Origin of the sequence: Paraburkholderia sp. UCT31 (assembly GCF_014397655.1) — a bacterium.
Classification (GTDB): Bacteria; Pseudomonadota; Gammaproteobacteria; order Burkholderiales; family Burkholderiaceae; genus Paraburkholderia; species Paraburkholderia tuberum.
In genome coordinates this window covers 152,734-166,735 of record NZ_VZQP01000007.1, presented here as the reverse complement: position 1 = coordinate 166,735, position 14,002 = coordinate 152,734, and the positions used below count along the sequence as shown (strand labels likewise).

The window sequence follows — 14,002 nt, the reverse complement described above, 5'->3', positions numbered from 1 at the left end:
CCCGCCGATGAAAGTCATCTTCACCCGCGATTTCCTCGCGCTGATCCTGAGCGTCGCTGTCGTCGGACTCGGCAGCGGCGCCACCCTTCCCCTCACCGCTCTCGCGCTCGCTCAAGCCGGTTACGGCACCGACGTGGTCGGTCTGTTGACCGCCGCGCAGGCGGGCGGCGGTCTCGCCGTGGTGCCGCTCGCCGGCTGGATTGCGGCGCGCTTCGGTGGCCGTCAGGTGATCGCCGGCGCGTTGATGAAAACGGTCGGCCACGAAGCGGCGGTCGGCGTGCTGTTGTGCGCGGCGCTCGCGTTTCTGGCGGCGGCGTAATGGGAGCGTCGGCGGATCGCGCTGCGGGCGCCGAGTTGACGAATAGACGCTAATTGCTGGCTTTTACGATCTATACGCACGGTGATAATCTCAACCCACGTTGCGCGGACACTCGACAAACGGCCCATATTTCGTGGCGCCGCCGCAAGCAACGGGGAGTCCGCCATGGTCTCGATGCGCCTGTTGCTCCGTGCCAGCCTGTTGGGCACGGCGATCGCGGTAGCCGCGATCGCCGCGGCGAACTGTGGAGGCGGCGGAGGCGGAAACAGCAGTGCCCCGACGGGCGCGAGCGTCGGCGCCGGCGGTAGCGGCGCTTCCGGCGCATCGGCCCCGGCCGCAGCGAGCGGCGGCAGCACCACGAGCGGCGGCACCACCGGTAGCACCGGCGGCTCGGGCAGCGGCGCGGGCACCCCGATGGGCGGCACATCGGCGACAGCCGTGCACGACGTGCTCACCTATCACGACGACATCGCGCGCACCGGCCAGAACCTCGGCGAAACCACGCTGACGCCCGCCAACGTGGCGGCGTCGACGTTCGGCAAGGTCGGATTCTTTAGCGTCGACGGCAAGGTCGACGCGCAGCCGCTATTCGTCGCTGCGCTGGCGATCGCGGGCGGCACGCACAACGTGCTGTATGTCGCGACCGAGAACGACAGCGTGTACGCATTCGATGCCGACACCGGCGCGACCCTGTGGCAGGTGCGCACACTCGGCACCGGCGAAACCCCGAGCGACGATCTCGGCTGCAGCCAGATCGTGAACACCATCGGCATCACCTCGACACCGGTGATCGACCGTTCGCGCGGCACGCACGGCACGATCTACGTCGTCGCGATGTCGAAGGACGCGGCCGGCGGCTACCATCATCGCATTCACGCGCTCGACCTCGCGACCGGCGCCGAGCTGCTGAACGGTCCCACCGAAGTCGCCGCCTCTTACCCGGGCAGCGGCGCGGGTAACACGAACGGCGTCGTGCCATTCACCAAATCGTTGTACGCGGAGCGCGCGGGGCTGCTATTGCTCGGCAACACGGTCTACACGACGTGGACCTCGCACTGCGACGACGGCGGCTATACGGGCTGGATCATGGGCTACGGCGCCGACACGTTGCAGCAGACCACCGTGCTCAACCTGACGCCTAACGGCATCGGCGGCGCGATCTGGATGAGCGGCGCGGGACCGGCGTCGGACGGCTCGTCGATCTATCTGCTCGATGCCAACGGCACGTTCGACACGACGATGACGTCGAGCGGCTTCCCCGCCAGCAAGGATTTCGGCAATACGTTCCTGAAGCTCGGCACGGCGGGAGGCCTGTCGGTGGCGGACTACTTCGCGATGACGAACGTCGTGCAGGAGGCCCACGACGACATCGACCTCGGCTCCGGCGGCGCACTGGTGCTGCCGGACCTGACCGACGCGAACGGCACCGTACAGCATCTGACGCTCGGCGCGGGCAAGGACAGCACCATCTACGTGTTGAATCGCGACTCGATGGGCAAGTTCAACCCGGCGGCCGACAACATCTATCAGGAGATTCCCGCGCAGCTGGCCGGCGGCGAGTTCGGCATGCCCGCCTATTTCAACGGGCGCGTGTATTTCGGCTCGGTCGGCGATCATCTGAAGGCGTTCACCGTGACCAACGCGAAGCTGTCGATCACACCGACCGCGCAAAGCGCGATGACGTTCGCCTATCCCGGGACGACGCCGAGCATCTCGGCGAACGGCACCACGAACGGCATCGTGTGGGCCGCCGAAAACGGCACCGTCGCGGCCTTGCATGCGTTCGACCCGAGCACGCTCAACGAGCTGTACAACAGCAACCAGATGGGCACGCGCGATCAGTTCGGCACGGGCAACAAGTTCATCACACCATTGATCGCAAACGGCAAGGTGTATGTCGGCACGACGAATGGGGTGGCCGTATTCGGGTTGCTGGGTGGGTGAAGCGGACGACGCGCCGATTCATTTAGACCCGGTACGCCCAGGGTCTCGCACAAACGACGAGGGCCGGCATACCGCGCCGGCCCTCGCTCATCGTGACTGCCGCGCGCTCACGCTCGCGCCGGCAGAATCTGTCCGGCACACGCGCCGAACCCCACGCGATACCCGTCGCCCTGGCACCAGCCGACGAGCGTCAACTCATCGCCGTCCTCGATGAACGTGCGCGTGCCGCCCTCCTTCAACGCCAGCGGCTTCTTGCCGTTCCACGTCAGCTCCAGCAGGCTGCCGTACGAATCCTCGGTCGGCCCGCTGATCGTCCCCGAGCCCATCAGGTCGCCCACCCGCGTATTGCAGCCCGCCACCGTGTGATGCGCGAGCTGCTGCGCCATCGTCCAGTACATGTATTTGAAGTTGGTCCGCGCGATCGTGCTCGCTTGCCGCGCGGGTTGCGCGCGCAATGTCACTTCGAGGTGAATGTCGAACGCATGCTTTCCTCGATGCCGCAGATAGGCGAGCGGCTCTGGCTCCTGCACCGGCTGCGCGACGCGGAAGGGTTCGAGCACATCGAGCGTGACGACCCACGGTGAGATCGTCGTCGCGAAGGTCTTCGCATTGAATGGGCCGAGCGGCACGTATTCCCATTGCTGGATGTCGCGCGCGCTCCAGTCGTTCAGCAGCACCATGCCGAAAATGTGCGCCTCCGCGTCCTCGCACGCGATCGGCTCGCCCAGCGCATTGCCGCCGCCGATGATGAAACCCGTCTCCAGTTCGATATCGAGCTTGCGGCTCGCGCCGAACACCGGACGCTCCTGGTCGGGTAACTTCAGCTGACCATTCGGACGACGCACCGGCGTCCCGCTCACGACCACCGACGACGCCCGTCCGTTGTAGCCGATCGGCATCTCCGACCAGTTCGGCAGCAGCGCATTCTTCGGATCGCGGAACATCGCGCCGACATTGGTCGCGTGTTCCTTCGATGAATAGAAATCCGTGTAGCCCGGAATCTGCACCGGCAGATGCAGACGCGCATCGGCCGCGCGCACGAGGACCTTCGCGCGCAACGCGGCATCGTCGCGCAGCGTCGCAGCGTCGCGCGCGAGCAGTTGGCTCAGCTGGATACGCACGCTGCGCCACACGTCGCGGCCAAGTGCGATGAAATCGTTCAGCGCATCGCGCGCGAACACGTTGTGCGCCGGCACGTTCAGCAGACCCGCGGCCTGCAATCCGGCGAGATCGACGATCTGATCGCCGATCGCGACGCCCACGCGACGCGCGTCGTTGCCACGGTCGCTGAAAATGCCGAACGGCAGGTTCTGGATCGGGAAGTCGCCAGCCGGGTCGTTGGCCGACTCGATCCAGCTCTTGCGCGACGCATCGAGCGTCGCCTGGAGATCGTTCACCGCGTTCATCGTTGCTCCGGATTGAAGTGTTTCTTGAGGCCTTGCCAGCACTCGTAGTAACGCGCCTGCAGTTGCGCGGTTTCGAGCGCGAAGCGCGTCGGCTTGATCAGCGTGCGGGTCTCGAACATGAAGGCCATCGTGTCGTCGACCTTCTTCGGCACCGAGGTATCGAGATGCGACGCCTTCTCGAACGTGTCCGCGTCCGGGCCGTGGCCCGTCATGCAGTTGTGCAGGCTCGCGCCGCCGGGCACGAAGCCCTCGGCCTTCGCGTCATAGACGCCATGCACGAGGCCCATGAACTCGCTCGCGACGTTGCGATGGAACCAGGGCGGCCGGAACGTATCTTCGGCGGCGAGCCAGCGCGGCGGGAAGATCACGAAGTCGATCGTATCGACGCCCGGCGTGTCGCTTTGCGATTGCAGCACGAGGAAGATCGACGGATCCGGATGGTCGAAGCTGATCGAGCCGATCGTGTTGAAGCGGCGCAGGTCGTATTTGTACGGCGCATAGTTGCCGTGCCATGCGACCACGTCGAGCGGCGAATGGCCGATGTCCGCGCGCCACAGATTGCCGTTCATCTTCGCGACGAGTTCGAATGCGCCTTCGCGGTCTTCGTATGCGGCGTGCGGCGTCAGGAAATCGCGCGGATTCGCGAGACCGTTGGAGCCGATCGGCCCCAGTTCCGGCAGACGCAGCAGCGCGCCGAAGTTCTCGCAGATATACCCGCGCGCGCTGCCGTCCGGCAGGCTGACCGCGAAGCGCACGCCGCGCGGAATCACCGCGATCTCGAACGGCTCGACATCGACTCGGCCCATTTCGGTCGCGATATGCAGGCGCCCCTGTTGCGGCACGATCAGCAGTTCGCCGTCGGCGCTGTAGAAGAAGCGATCGTGCATCGAGCGGTTCGCCGCGTACAGATGGATCGCGCAACCGCTCATCGCTTCGGCCGAGCCGTTGCCCGCCATCGTGACCCAGCCGTCGATGAAATCGGTCGGTTCGCTCGGCATCGGCAGGGGGTCCCAGCGCAGCTGGTTCGGCGGCGTCGGCGGCACCTCGGCGAAGTTCGCGACGAGCCGCTCCGACGGCATCGAAGTGAACGGCTTGTGCATGGCCGCCGGACGAATCCGGTACAGCCACGAGCGACGGTTGTGACCGCGTGGCGCTGTAAACGCCGTGCCCGAAATCTGTTCGGCATACAAACCATAGGCCGCGCGTTGCGGCGAATTGCGGCCGGTCGGCAGCGCGCCCGGCAATGCCTCGGTCGCGAATTCATTCGCGAAACCCGACTGGTAGCCGGGCTCGATTTCAGGCCGCAGGCGTTCGTCGGCCGGCGTACGTATTGAGGTATCCATACAAGGTTCTCCGCGAGTTGCCCGATTCTTTCCCGGTTGATACGTGATCTTTGCTGTCAGGCTCAGGCCGGCTCCGCTTCGGACGCGCGGCTGGGTGGCCGCGTCGCACCGGCGAGTACGACCACCAGCAGCGCCGAGCACAGCACCGGCAGCGCCGCCGCATGAAACAGCGCGACATTCGACCAGTTCAACGCGATCAGCATTGAGTCGTCCCCTCCGGCTGGCCAAAATTGCGTTTTACGAATAGTAAAACGAATTACGAATAGTGAAACTAACGTATACCCTTGGAAACACGCCCGCGAACCTCGTCATTCCGCGCTCAGCCCCGGCCGATAAGCGTGAGGCCAATAACGATATGAGCATTTTGTTAATCTGCGCAGGGCGCGTACTGCTACCATCAATGAATGCGGCCATCGCGTCGCGCTGCCACGCGCCCGGTGCGCGTTCATCGTCGCCTTTCATTTGCCTTCATGATTTCGCCGACCATCCCCGATCTGATCGCCCGCGCCGCTCATCACCCGTTTCTCGGCGAGCATCTGGCAATGGGACAAGGCGGGCGCGCCGGCATCGCGCTCGCACATTTCGACGGCATCGAGCTCACGAGTGCCTACGAGCCGATCTTCGACATCAGCGTCCACGGGCTTGCGCAGTCGCTATCATGCGGCGCGGAAGGGGTCGACCGCTTCGGTGATGAACTCGGCTTTCAGGCGGTCACGCACCGGCTCGACGCGCCGCCATTCGAGGTGTTCGATCCGTTCGACAACATCGCCGACGATCAACAGCTGGTCGCGCTAGACCGCATGTCGCGCGCGCTGCACGCAATCAACTTCTTCGGCCCGCAGCGGCATGGATTGCTGTTTCTGCGGGTGCACGAGAGGCTGTTGAAGAGCGTGAAGTACGACCACGGCCGGCATTTTTCGAGCGTGCTGACCTCGTTCAATTTGAGTCCGGCGCGCATCGTGATCGAGTTGCCGGCGGCGGCGGTCGCACACAAGACGTTCCTGGGCTATCTGACGCGCAGCTATCAGCACTACGGGTTCAAGGTGGCGGGCAATCTGTCGAACGCGGGGCAGATCCTGTCGGTATCCGAAACCGCGCGGCTCGACTTCATCAAGATGGATGCGGCGGCCGCATTGCGCGACGCGACCGTGAAGCCGCTCGTCGGCTACGCGGGCCGGCTGCGGGTGCCGCTGATTTTCAATCGCGTGACGGATGAGGCGCAATTCTCCGCGCTACAGCAGTACGACGTGCGGTTCGTGCAAGGGCCATTATTCAACGCGCATTATCACGACCGGGCGGCGTGACACGGTGTGGGCCCGGTTAGCCGGGGCGCCCCGGCATTACCTCAGCCCGGCTCCCCCAGCCGCGCCGCGAGCGCCTTCAGGCGCGGCGCGACATTCTCGCGAAACACTTCCTCCCCCATCGACGACGCCGGCCCGCTGCAGCTGAGCACGAGCCAGCGGTTTTCGCGCGGCTCGCGAAACGGCACCGCGACTGCGTTCACGTCGTCATGCCACGCACGAAACGAGTAGCAGCATCGCTCGGTCGCGAACGCGGCGATCTCCTGTTCGGCTTCGGCGACGAGCATCGCCCCCACTCTGCCAGCCGCTTTTTTCAGTTCCGCGAGTAACGCGGTACGCGCGTCGGGCGGCTGCACGGCGAGATAGGCGCGGCCCATCGAGCTCGTCAGCATCGACAGTTTCGAGCCGGATGCCAGGCCGAGCGTCAATGCGGTTTCGCTGCGAATCGTCTCCAGATACACCATGTCGAGCCCGTCCCGGCACCCGAGCGAGACCGCCGCGCCGACCTCGCGCGCCAGGCTGCGCAGGTGCGGGCGTGCCAGTTCGAGCATGTCGGTGCCCGACAGCAGCGCGAAACCGAGCGACAGCACGCCCGCGTCGAGCGCATATTTGCCGTGTCTCTCGTCCAGCCGCAGATAGCCGAGCACGGTCAGCGTGTAGGCGAGCCGGTTCACGGTTGCCTTCGGCAAACCCGTGCGTTCGACGAAATCTCGATTGCCGAGCATCGTCTCGCCTGGCCGGAACGCGCGCAACAGGTCCAGCCCGCGAGCAAGGGCGACGACGAATTTGCGTTCGTCGAGCGAAGCGGAGAAAGTGGATGGCGGCGTCATAGGGTGATACACTCGGGCGTCATTTGCAAAACATTGTTTCGCAAAGCGGAACTCTAGTCAAGCTGGTTCTGAGCGAGAAATCAGGAGATACGTCATGGCCGTAGCCGCGCAGTTTCACTGGGAAGACCCGTTGCTGCTGGATCAGCAGCTCACCGAAGACGAACGTATGGTGCGCGATGCCGCTGCGGCTTACTCGCAGGACAAGCTGCTGCCGCGCGTGCTGGAGGCGTTCCGCCATGAAAAGACCGATATCGGGATCTTTCGCGAAATGGGCGAGCTTGGCCTGCTCGGTCCGACGATTCCCGAACAGTATGGGGGCCCCGGTCTGAACTATGTCGCGTACGGGCTGATCGCGCGTGAAGTGGAACGCGTCGACTCCGGCTATCGCTCGATGATGTCGGTGCAGTCGTCACTGGTGATGGTGCCGATCTACGAATTCGGCTCGGACGCGCAGAAGGAAAAATATCTGCCGAAGCTCGCGCGCGGCGAGTGGATCGGCTGCTTCGGCCTGACCGAGCCGAACCACGGCTCCGATCCGGGCAGCATGGTCACGCGCGCGAAGAAGGTCGATGGCGGCTACTCGTTGTCGGGCTCGAAGATGTGGATCACCAATTCGCCGATCGCCGACGTCTTCGTCGTATGGGCGAAGCTCGAGGAAGACGGCAAGGACAACATCCGCGGCTTCATTCTCGAGAAGGGCTGGAAGGGTCTGTCGGCACCGGCGATCCACGGCAAGGTGGGTCTGCGAGCGTCGATCACCGGCGAAATCGTGCTCGACGAAGCGTTCGTGCCGGAAGAGAACATCATACCGGGTGTCAGCGGCCTGCGCGGTCCGTTCACGTGTCTGAACTCGGCGCGCTACGGCATCGCCTGGGGCGCGCTCGGCGCGGCCGAAGCGTGCTGGCACATCGCGCGTCAGTACGTGCTCGATCGCAAGCAATTTGGCCGGCCGCTCGCCGCGAACCAGCTGATCCAGAAGAAGCTCGCCGACATGCAGACCGAAATCACGCTCGGGCTGCAAGGCGTACTGCGCCTCGGCCGCATGAAGGACGAAGGCACGGCCGCGGTCGAAATCACCTCGATCATGAAGCGCAATTCGTGCGGCAAAGCGCTCGACATCGCCCGCCTCGCGCGCGACATGCTCGGCGGCAACGGCATTTCGGACGAGTTCGGCGTCGCGCGTCATCTGGTGAACCTCGAGGTCGTCAACACCTACGAAGGCACCCACGACGTTCACGCGCTGATCCTCGGCCGTGCGCAAACCGGTATTCAGGCGTTCTTCTGATTCCGATGCTGGTGTATCGATAATGCCAAAAAGCCGGTTCCTTCGAACCGGCTTTTTGGTTCATGCCGCGCCGCTTACCGGTTCGGCTGCGGCGTCAGGCGCAGGTACGGACGCAACGCCTTGTAGCCCTTCGGGAATTTCTGCTTGATGACTTCCTCGTCCTTCAGCGACGGCACGATCACGACGTCATCGCCCTGCTTCCAGTTGCCCGGCGTCGCGACCGAGTGACTGTCGGTCAGTTGCAGCGAATCGATCACGCGCAGCACTTCGTCGAAGTTGCGGCCGGTGCTCGCCGGGTACGTGATGATCAGACGCACCTTCCGGTTCGGATCGATGACGAACAGCGAGCGCACCGTGAACGTTTCGTTCGCGTTCGGGTGAATCATGTCGTACAGCCCGGAGACCTTGCGATCGCCGTCCGCGAGAATCGGAAAACCGACGTTGGCGGCCTGCGTCTCGTTGATGTCCTTGATCCACTCCTTGTGCGACTCCGCGCTGTCGACCGACAACGCGATCGTCTTCACGTTGCGCTTTTCGAACTCGCCCGCGAGCTTCGCGCTCAGGCCCAGCTCGGTCGTGCAGACCGGCGTGAAGTCGGCCGGATGCGAGAACAGCACGCCCCAGCTATTGCCGAGCCACTCGTGAAACCTGATGCGGCCAATGCTCGACTCCTGTTCGAAATCCGGCGCAATGTCGCCAAGACGTAGACTCATAGTGCATCTCCTGTAGGTCTTCGGAAGGTATCGGGATAAGGTCGCGGGCGTGTGCCCGCGGCGGCCAGTCACGATAAAGCATAAGGCCGCGGTGGTACATGGCGAACCAACATCGCGTCAGTACTTTATGTGTTTTTGTAATTTTCTCCCGTTTGACGGAAACTTTGCGGGACAGATCAACTCAATCCAGATACCGGTCTGGAGCAGAGTGCCCTCAAACGGGTGTCTTGACGCCACGCGCTGGCGGGAACGAATCGTGCAGCGGCGGCATGCAACCGGCACTATGCTCGCCAGCGACCGTTTCTTTGGTTACGATTTACGCGTAGCGTGAGACAAAGGGAGCTGTCAATGTCGGAAGTCAACAAGGAGAGATTGATGTCGGATATCAAAACCGTCCTCGCGGACGCTGAAGACCTGCTGAAACAGGCCGCGAGCGCTACCGGCGAACGCGCGTCGGAACTGCGCGAAACCGCGCTGACGCGCCTGAAGCAGGCGAAAGAAAAGGCAGCCGACGTTCAGGTCGTGGTCGTCGAAAAAGGCAAGAAGGCCGCCCGCGCCACCGACGACTACGTGCACGAGCATCCGTGGGCGTCGATCGGCATCGCCGCGGGCATCGGCGTGGTGGTCGGTCTGCTGATCAATCGCAAGTAAAGGCCGGTGAGGCCGCCGGAGCAGGCAGGTCCGGCGCACCGGCGACACGGGCGGACCGGCGCAAGCCTCGCCGGTCCGCTTCTGCTGGCGCGCGCGCGCCGGCCAGGCCCTCACGCGCAACGCCCACAGCCATGACGACCGAAACACACTCGCAGCGCGCAGAACGCAGCCCGTTGCGCCGTATTCTCAGTTCCGTGTTTGCGATCCTGCAGACGCGGCTCGAACTGGTGGGCATCGAACTCGCCGAGGAAAAAGACCGCCTGCTCGGCGTGCTGTTTCTCGGTCTTGCCGCGATGATGCTCGCCACGATGGCCTTGATCGCGTTGACCGCACTCGTCGCCATTGCCTTCTGGGACACCTACCGATGGCAGGCGCTTGCCGGCATCACCGCGGTCTACGCGATTGCCGGGCTCGCCTGTGCGCTGAAGGCGCGCAGCGGTTTGCGCAACGCGCCGATGGTATTCGAAGCGACCATCGCGGAGTTCGAAAAGGATCGCGAAGCGTTTCGCAGCCGCGACTGATGGGAAAGTTCGTCTGCATCCGATCCATCGCCTCACCCTCACTGCCGCCGACACGCCATGAGCCCTTCCCGTCCTGATACCGCCTTTCGTAACAAGCGCCATCCGTCGAAGGATCTGAGCGCGCCGCATCTGCGGGCGCTGCGCAAGGAATTGCTGCTCGTGCGCGCGGACGTCGAGCGCGTCGAGCTTGCACAGGCCACCTTCGAACTGCGCCAGGCCGTCACGCATTTCAGCTGGCTCAGGTTCGTGATCCCCGGCTTCGGCGGCGTGCGCGTCGGTAAAGGGCCAAAGGCGAGCGTGCTCAACGCAGGCACGATCGGCGCGTTGCTCAAGCAGTACCCGTTCATCAGCTCGATCGCTTCGCTGTTGCTCGCCAAACCGCTGCGCGCGAGGGTCGTCGCGAGCGCGAAGCCCGTGCTCAAGTGGGGCAGCCTTGCGCTCGGCGCGTGGGAAGCGTTCCGGATCTGGCAACAGATGAAGAACGAGTCGGCGGCGGCGCGGGCGGCCGCGGCGGCTTCCGCTACGGCGCAGTCGCCGGCTGCGCAGGACGATTCGTTGCGAAGCGGCTATTGAGGTCGTGGCCGCTGCGAGTGGCAGCAATCTATCGGACCTCCCGCTCGCATGGTTGCGTGTGTCGGACTTCAATCACCGCTAACTGGTATTCCAGCATTCGCTGCTCGTGGGCGTCGCGCCGCTCGCATCGTTTCTATTGCCTCGCTGACCCGTCGCATCCAGCGTGAACGTGCCGCACGGGTCGTCGCGCATCGGGCCCGCTTCCGCGGGCGCCGCTTCGATCGAATAGCCGCCGTTCGTGTCGTCCGCGGGCAGCACGCGCACTCGATACACCGGGGCGCCGAACTGCGGCGCCTGATCGATACCCGCTGGCAAGGCCGGCACGCCATCGCTCGCCGCGGCCTCGACGAATTGCGCAGCCCGATATAACGCCGACGCCGCATCGATGCGATGCGTGCGCGCAATGTGGCTGCGATACGAAGGGATCGCAAACGCGGCGAGCGTGGCGGCAATCGCGAGCGCGATCACGAGTTCGAGCAGCGTGAATGCGGATGTGTTCGGCCGTTTCATACGTGTCCAGTCAGTGCGTTCCTCAGAATGGTCTTGCTGCAACGCGCCGCCAATGACGTTCGATCGCGCCATCTTCTGTCACGACCTCCATCTGCAACCAGATCTGCGACTCGCTGCTCCGCCCGAAGCCGCGCGCGGTCAGCAGATAAGCGCTGGCGTTGGGTCGACTCGCGAGACGCCAAGGCTCGATCAGGCATTGCGGCGCGCGCGATGATCCCGGCCATTGCGCCACCGGCGTGATGGCGCCTGCGTCGAACGCGGTTTCAAGCCTCCATTGAGTCGGCTCGCCGGATGTGAGCGGTGCATCGCGCGGGTCGCCACTTGCCGATAGCACGTTGCGCTCGCACAAGCTCAGCGCCGAATCCGCCGCGTGGAAAGCCTGCAGATAGTCACGCACATTGGTCGCCGCGCGAGCGGCCGCTAGCGATGTTTCGAACCATATCGCGGACGTGGCGAGCATCATGGCCGAGATCAACAGCACGATGGCTAGCACGACGCCGCGTTGATGTGCCCGTCGGGCACCGCCCTGACAATTTCGCCTACCTAAGTGTTTCGCTGTTCCGCCTGGCCCGCCGCATATGTCGTACGCGCGGCCGCGTTGCGTTGCTGTGCCGCGATCCATCACGACGACACCTCCGCGCGATTCCGCAGCGCAACGCGGCGGGAAAACACCTGTCGAGGCCGCAGGTCGGTACCGAGTGTACTCACGCCATCGCAGTCGATGTACTTCGAACGCTGTCCTTGCGGCGCGCCGCGCACCAGCACGCAGACATCGACCGCAACGACGTTCGCCCATTGATCCGCCGCCACGGCCGACGCATTCACCGCATCCGCCGCGCCGTCCAGCCAGTAGCGCAACCGCACGCGCTCGACGCCTTCGATCAGCGGCTGCGCGGACCCCGCATTGCCGCTGCCCACGCAGTAAAGCTCCGGCTCGCCGGTCGAGCCGCTGACGTTGGCGAAGTAGCGATTCACCACCGGCGCGCCCTCATCGCCAAGGACCGCGTCGCTGCTTTTGACGGCCTGTCCGACACAGTCGGTGACCTGACCGCTCGACGATGGCCATGTCGATACGACGTCTGCGACGTAACGGATCGCGACGCCATCCGAGCCGGTGCTCAAGGTGGTGCAAGCGAGGCTGTCGTCGGCGCCGGTCGGACGACCGCCCGAGCAGCCGAATAACGCAGGCGCCGCGTTGTAGCCAATGACATTGGCAGGGACGAAGCCGGCCATCTGCAATTGCTGGCCGATCAGCATCAGCGCGGTCAAGCCCGCTTCGCGAATCCGGGTCGCGTTGCTCGCCTGCACGAACGCGTTGCGCTGCGCCGTGTAAAGGGACACGGCGCCCGCGATCACGAGCAACCCGAGCGCCATCGCGATCAGGAATTCGATTAGCGTATGACCGAGTGGGCAATGCGGCCGCTTCATTTCGCGAACGCCAACGCGACACACGACGATCCAGCCGGTGCATCGACGTCGCCGCAAGGCTCCGCCGGCTGGGCGCTCGCATCGCCCAAAGCGGGGCGGTCCCGCACGGACGCCCACGTCACGCGCGCCGCCGCGACCGCGCCGCTCTCGCCAATCGATGCGTTGCCGTGCGGCAGCAGAACGCTCGCCCAGGTGCGCCATTGATTGAGCGCGACATCGCCCGTGGAAGGCGTGCGCGTCGCTTCGGCAATCGAGTCGGCTATCCACGCGGCGCTCTCGCGCAGCGTCATCGCGCGCGCTTCGCGTGCGGTCCACACCTGAACCGCGATCAAACCCAGCGCGCTCACCGCGACCAACGCGACCGCCAGCATCACCTCGATCAACGAGCTGCCATTACATGTCGATGGGTGCACACGCAAACCGGTGTTGAATGCGGGCTGTCTCATGACGTCGCTCCGCACGCGCCCTCCGAGATCCGCGCGCGACCTCCTGCCGCGACACTGATGCAGCGCCGCCACGAGTTCCCCTGCATCGATTTCGATGGGCTTCGCGGCGCGATATCAAAACTTCGAAACGCGCCGATCAGTTGCCCAGCCGGCGGCGTGAACGTCATATCCGTCTGCACGCCGGCGATGCTCACCGCCGCGAGCGCCGGCTGCGCGCGCAACAACGACGGCTTGCCGCCACGTTCGGCGAATACGGCCCAGCCGCAGGCCCAGTCGGCGATGCCGCCGGCGCAGGCTTGGCCCGACGCGAGACAGTCGCGCGCTGCATCGACGCGGCACACCGTGATGCGCGCACCGCGCCGCAGCGCCTCGCTGCGCGCGTAGGCGAACGTGGACAGCAGCGCCTTCGAGCGCGCGTCGACCTGATCGCGCATATGCCATGCGGCGAACGACGGCACCGCCATCACGGCCATCAGCATCACGAGCGCTATCACCGCCAGCGTTTCGACGAGTGTGAAACCGGCGCGCGATGGCCGGTAAATCCCCTTGAATTTCATCTGCATCCCTGAGCGTTACGAACGGATGCAGCCAATCTAGCGATTTGCGAGCGCGCCGACCATCGTCCGAATGGCCAGGTGGCATTCAGACGTTAGCGCGCGCAACAATGCACGTGACGATCGATCACGGAGGCGGGAGAAGCGATGCGTAAAAAAAAGCGCGAAATGCGCGAGG

General features: G+C 64.7%; 16 protein-coding genes and 1 pseudogene. 7 read left to right on the top strand and 10 right to left on the bottom strand.

What is annotated here, in order from left to right; genetic code table 11:
* Positions 1-7 precede the first annotated feature (7 nt).
* Positions 8-307: pseudogene (locus F6X40_RS43460) on the top strand (MFS transporter); the annotation flags it as partial.
* 177 nt (positions 308-484) lie between these two features.
* Positions 485-2,263, top strand: coding sequence for a PQQ-binding-like beta-propeller repeat protein (locus tag F6X40_RS07800; protein ID WP_187627343.1), 1,779 nt, complete (start codon positions 485-487; stop codon positions 2,261-2,263).
* Between the two features lie 107 nt (positions 2,264-2,370).
* Here F6X40_RS07800 and fahA read toward each other — a convergent pair whose 3' ends face one another.
* From fahA to F6X40_RS07785, 3 genes are all read right to left on the bottom strand, one after another.
* Positions 2,371-3,669 carry a fumarylacetoacetase gene (gene fahA / locus F6X40_RS07795; protein ID WP_187627342.1) on the bottom strand — a complete coding sequence of 433 codons (1,299 nt, stop codon included), beginning with the start codon at positions 3,667-3,669 and terminating at the stop codon, positions 2,371-2,373.
* Entirely contained in the window at positions 3,666-5,012 is a 1,347-nt protein-coding gene (gene hmgA, locus F6X40_RS07790; protein ID WP_187627341.1) for a homogentisate 1,2-dioxygenase, read from the bottom strand. The genes fahA and hmgA overlap by 4 nt, the downstream gene beginning before the upstream one ends.
* A gap of 62 nt (positions 5,013-5,074) precedes the next feature.
* On the bottom strand, positions 5,075-5,215 hold the full coding sequence (locus F6X40_RS07785; protein WP_187627391.1) for a hypothetical protein: 141 nt from the start codon (positions 5,213-5,215) through the stop codon (positions 5,075-5,077).
* A gap of 267 nt (positions 5,216-5,482) precedes the next feature.
* On the opposite strand from F6X40_RS07785, the gene F6X40_RS07780 reads away from it, so the two are divergent.
* The gene (locus F6X40_RS07780) at positions 5,483-6,316 is read left to right on the top strand and encodes an EAL domain-containing protein (RefSeq protein ID WP_184067403.1); all 834 of its coding nucleotides are present in this window, start codon (positions 5,483-5,485) and stop codon (positions 6,314-6,316) included.
* Between the two features lie 41 nt (positions 6,317-6,357).
* On the opposite strand, the gene F6X40_RS07775 is transcribed toward F6X40_RS07780, so the two are convergent.
* Positions 6,358-7,143: an IclR family transcriptional regulator gene (locus F6X40_RS07775; protein WP_184062238.1), complete on the bottom strand. Its 786-nt coding sequence runs from the start codon at positions 7,141-7,143 to the stop codon at positions 6,358-6,360.
* Positions 7,144-7,237: 94 nt separating this feature from the next.
* Between F6X40_RS07775 and F6X40_RS07770 the strand changes: the two genes are divergently transcribed.
* Positions 7,238-8,428 carry an acyl-CoA dehydrogenase gene (locus F6X40_RS07770; protein WP_187627340.1) on the top strand — a complete coding sequence of 397 codons (1,191 nt, stop codon included), beginning with the start codon at positions 7,238-7,240 and terminating at the stop codon, positions 8,426-8,428.
* A gap of 74 nt (positions 8,429-8,502) precedes the next feature.
* Here F6X40_RS07770 and F6X40_RS07765 read toward each other — a convergent pair whose 3' ends face one another.
* Positions 8,503-9,141: a peroxiredoxin gene (locus F6X40_RS07765; protein WP_187627339.1), complete on the bottom strand. Its 639-nt coding sequence runs from the start codon at positions 9,139-9,141 to the stop codon at positions 8,503-8,505.
* Positions 9,142-9,489: 348 nt separating this feature from the next.
* On the opposite strand from F6X40_RS07765, the gene F6X40_RS07760 reads away from it, so the two are divergent.
* The 3 genes from F6X40_RS07760 to F6X40_RS07750 all read left to right on the top strand — a co-directional run bounded on the left by F6X40_RS07760 (position 9,490) and on the right by F6X40_RS07750 (position 10,886).
* On the top strand, positions 9,490-9,792 hold the full coding sequence (locus F6X40_RS07760) for a YqjD family protein (RefSeq protein ID WP_026225611.1): 303 nt from the start codon (positions 9,490-9,492) through the stop codon (positions 9,790-9,792).
* Between the two features lie 131 nt (positions 9,793-9,923).
* Positions 9,924-10,313, top strand: a complete 390-nt coding sequence (locus tag F6X40_RS07755) for a phage holin family protein (protein WP_018419515.1) — start codon at positions 9,924-9,926, stop codon at positions 10,311-10,313.
* 57 nt (positions 10,314-10,370) lie between these two features.
* Positions 10,371-10,886: a DUF3318 domain-containing protein gene (locus F6X40_RS07750; RefSeq protein ID WP_184067397.1), complete on the top strand. Its 516-nt coding sequence runs from the start codon at positions 10,371-10,373 to the stop codon at positions 10,884-10,886.
* Positions 10,887-10,964: 78 nt separating this feature from the next.
* Here F6X40_RS07750 and F6X40_RS07745 read toward each other — a convergent pair whose 3' ends face one another.
* From F6X40_RS07745 to F6X40_RS07725, 5 genes are all read right to left on the bottom strand, one after another.
* The gene (locus tag F6X40_RS07745; protein WP_184034346.1) at positions 10,965-11,396 is read right to left on the bottom strand and encodes a type IV pilin protein; all 432 of its coding nucleotides are present in this window, start codon (positions 11,394-11,396) and stop codon (positions 10,965-10,967) included.
* A gap of 22 nt (positions 11,397-11,418) precedes the next feature.
* Positions 11,419-11,889 (bottom strand): pilus assembly protein, encoded by a 471-nt coding sequence (locus F6X40_RS07740; RefSeq protein ID WP_187627338.1) that lies wholly within the window; start codon positions 11,887-11,889, stop codon positions 11,419-11,421.
* A 128-nt stretch (positions 11,890-12,017) separates the two neighbouring features.
* Positions 12,018-12,824 (bottom strand): PilW family protein, encoded by an 807-nt coding sequence (locus F6X40_RS07735; protein WP_184067391.1) that lies wholly within the window; start codon positions 12,822-12,824, stop codon positions 12,018-12,020.
* Positions 12,821-13,270 (bottom strand): hypothetical protein, encoded by a 450-nt coding sequence (locus F6X40_RS07730; protein ID WP_187627337.1) that lies wholly within the window; start codon positions 13,268-13,270, stop codon positions 12,821-12,823. The genes F6X40_RS07735 and F6X40_RS07730 overlap by 4 nt, the downstream gene beginning before the upstream one ends.
* Positions 13,267-13,833, bottom strand: coding sequence for a GspH/FimT family pseudopilin (locus F6X40_RS07725; RefSeq protein WP_187627336.1), 567 nt, complete (start codon positions 13,831-13,833; stop codon positions 13,267-13,269). The genes F6X40_RS07730 and F6X40_RS07725 overlap by 4 nt, the downstream gene beginning before the upstream one ends.
* Between the last annotated feature and the right edge of the window lie 169 nt (positions 13,834-14,002).

Coding starts and splice junctions, on each gene's coding strand:
- F6X40_RS07800 (WP_187627343.1), top strand. CDS start 485: ATGGTCTCGATGCGCCTGTTGCTCCGTGCCAGCCTGTTGGGCACGGCG.
- fahA (WP_187627342.1), bottom strand. CDS start 3,669: ATGAACGCGGTGAACGATCTCCAGGCGACGCTCGATGCGTCGCGCAAG.
- hmgA (WP_187627341.1), bottom strand. CDS start 5,012: ATGGATACCTCAATACGTACGCCGGCCGACGAACGCCTGCGGCCTGAA.
- F6X40_RS07785 (WP_187627391.1), bottom strand. CDS start 5,215: ATGCTGATCGCGTTGAACTGGTCGAATGTCGCGCTGTTTCATGCGGCG.
- F6X40_RS07780 (WP_184067403.1), top strand. CDS start 5,483: ATGATTTCGCCGACCATCCCCGATCTGATCGCCCGCGCCGCTCATCAC.
- F6X40_RS07775 (WP_184062238.1), bottom strand. CDS start 7,143: ATGACGCCGCCATCCACTTTCTCCGCTTCGCTCGACGAACGCAAATTC.
- F6X40_RS07770 (WP_187627340.1), top strand. CDS start 7,238: ATGGCCGTAGCCGCGCAGTTTCACTGGGAAGACCCGTTGCTGCTGGAT.
- F6X40_RS07765 (WP_187627339.1), bottom strand. CDS start 9,141: ATGAGTCTACGTCTTGGCGACATTGCGCCGGATTTCGAACAGGAGTCG.
- F6X40_RS07760 (WP_026225611.1), top strand. CDS start 9,490: ATGTCGGAAGTCAACAAGGAGAGATTGATGTCGGATATCAAAACCGTC.
- F6X40_RS07755 (WP_018419515.1), top strand. CDS start 9,924: ATGACGACCGAAACACACTCGCAGCGCGCAGAACGCAGCCCGTTGCGC.
- F6X40_RS07750 (WP_184067397.1), top strand. CDS start 10,371: ATGAGCCCTTCCCGTCCTGATACCGCCTTTCGTAACAAGCGCCATCCG.
- F6X40_RS07745 (WP_184034346.1), bottom strand. CDS start 11,396: ATGAAACGGCCGAACACATCCGCATTCACGCTGCTCGAACTCGTGATC.
- F6X40_RS07735 (WP_184067391.1), bottom strand. CDS start 12,824: ATGAAGCGGCCGCATTGCCCACTCGGTCATACGCTAATCGAATTCCTG.
- F6X40_RS07730 (WP_187627337.1), bottom strand. CDS start 13,270: ATGAGACAGCCCGCATTCAACACCGGTTTGCGTGTGCACCCATCGACA.
- F6X40_RS07725 (WP_187627336.1), bottom strand. CDS start 13,833: ATGCAGATGAAATTCAAGGGGATTTACCGGCCATCGCGCGCCGGTTTC.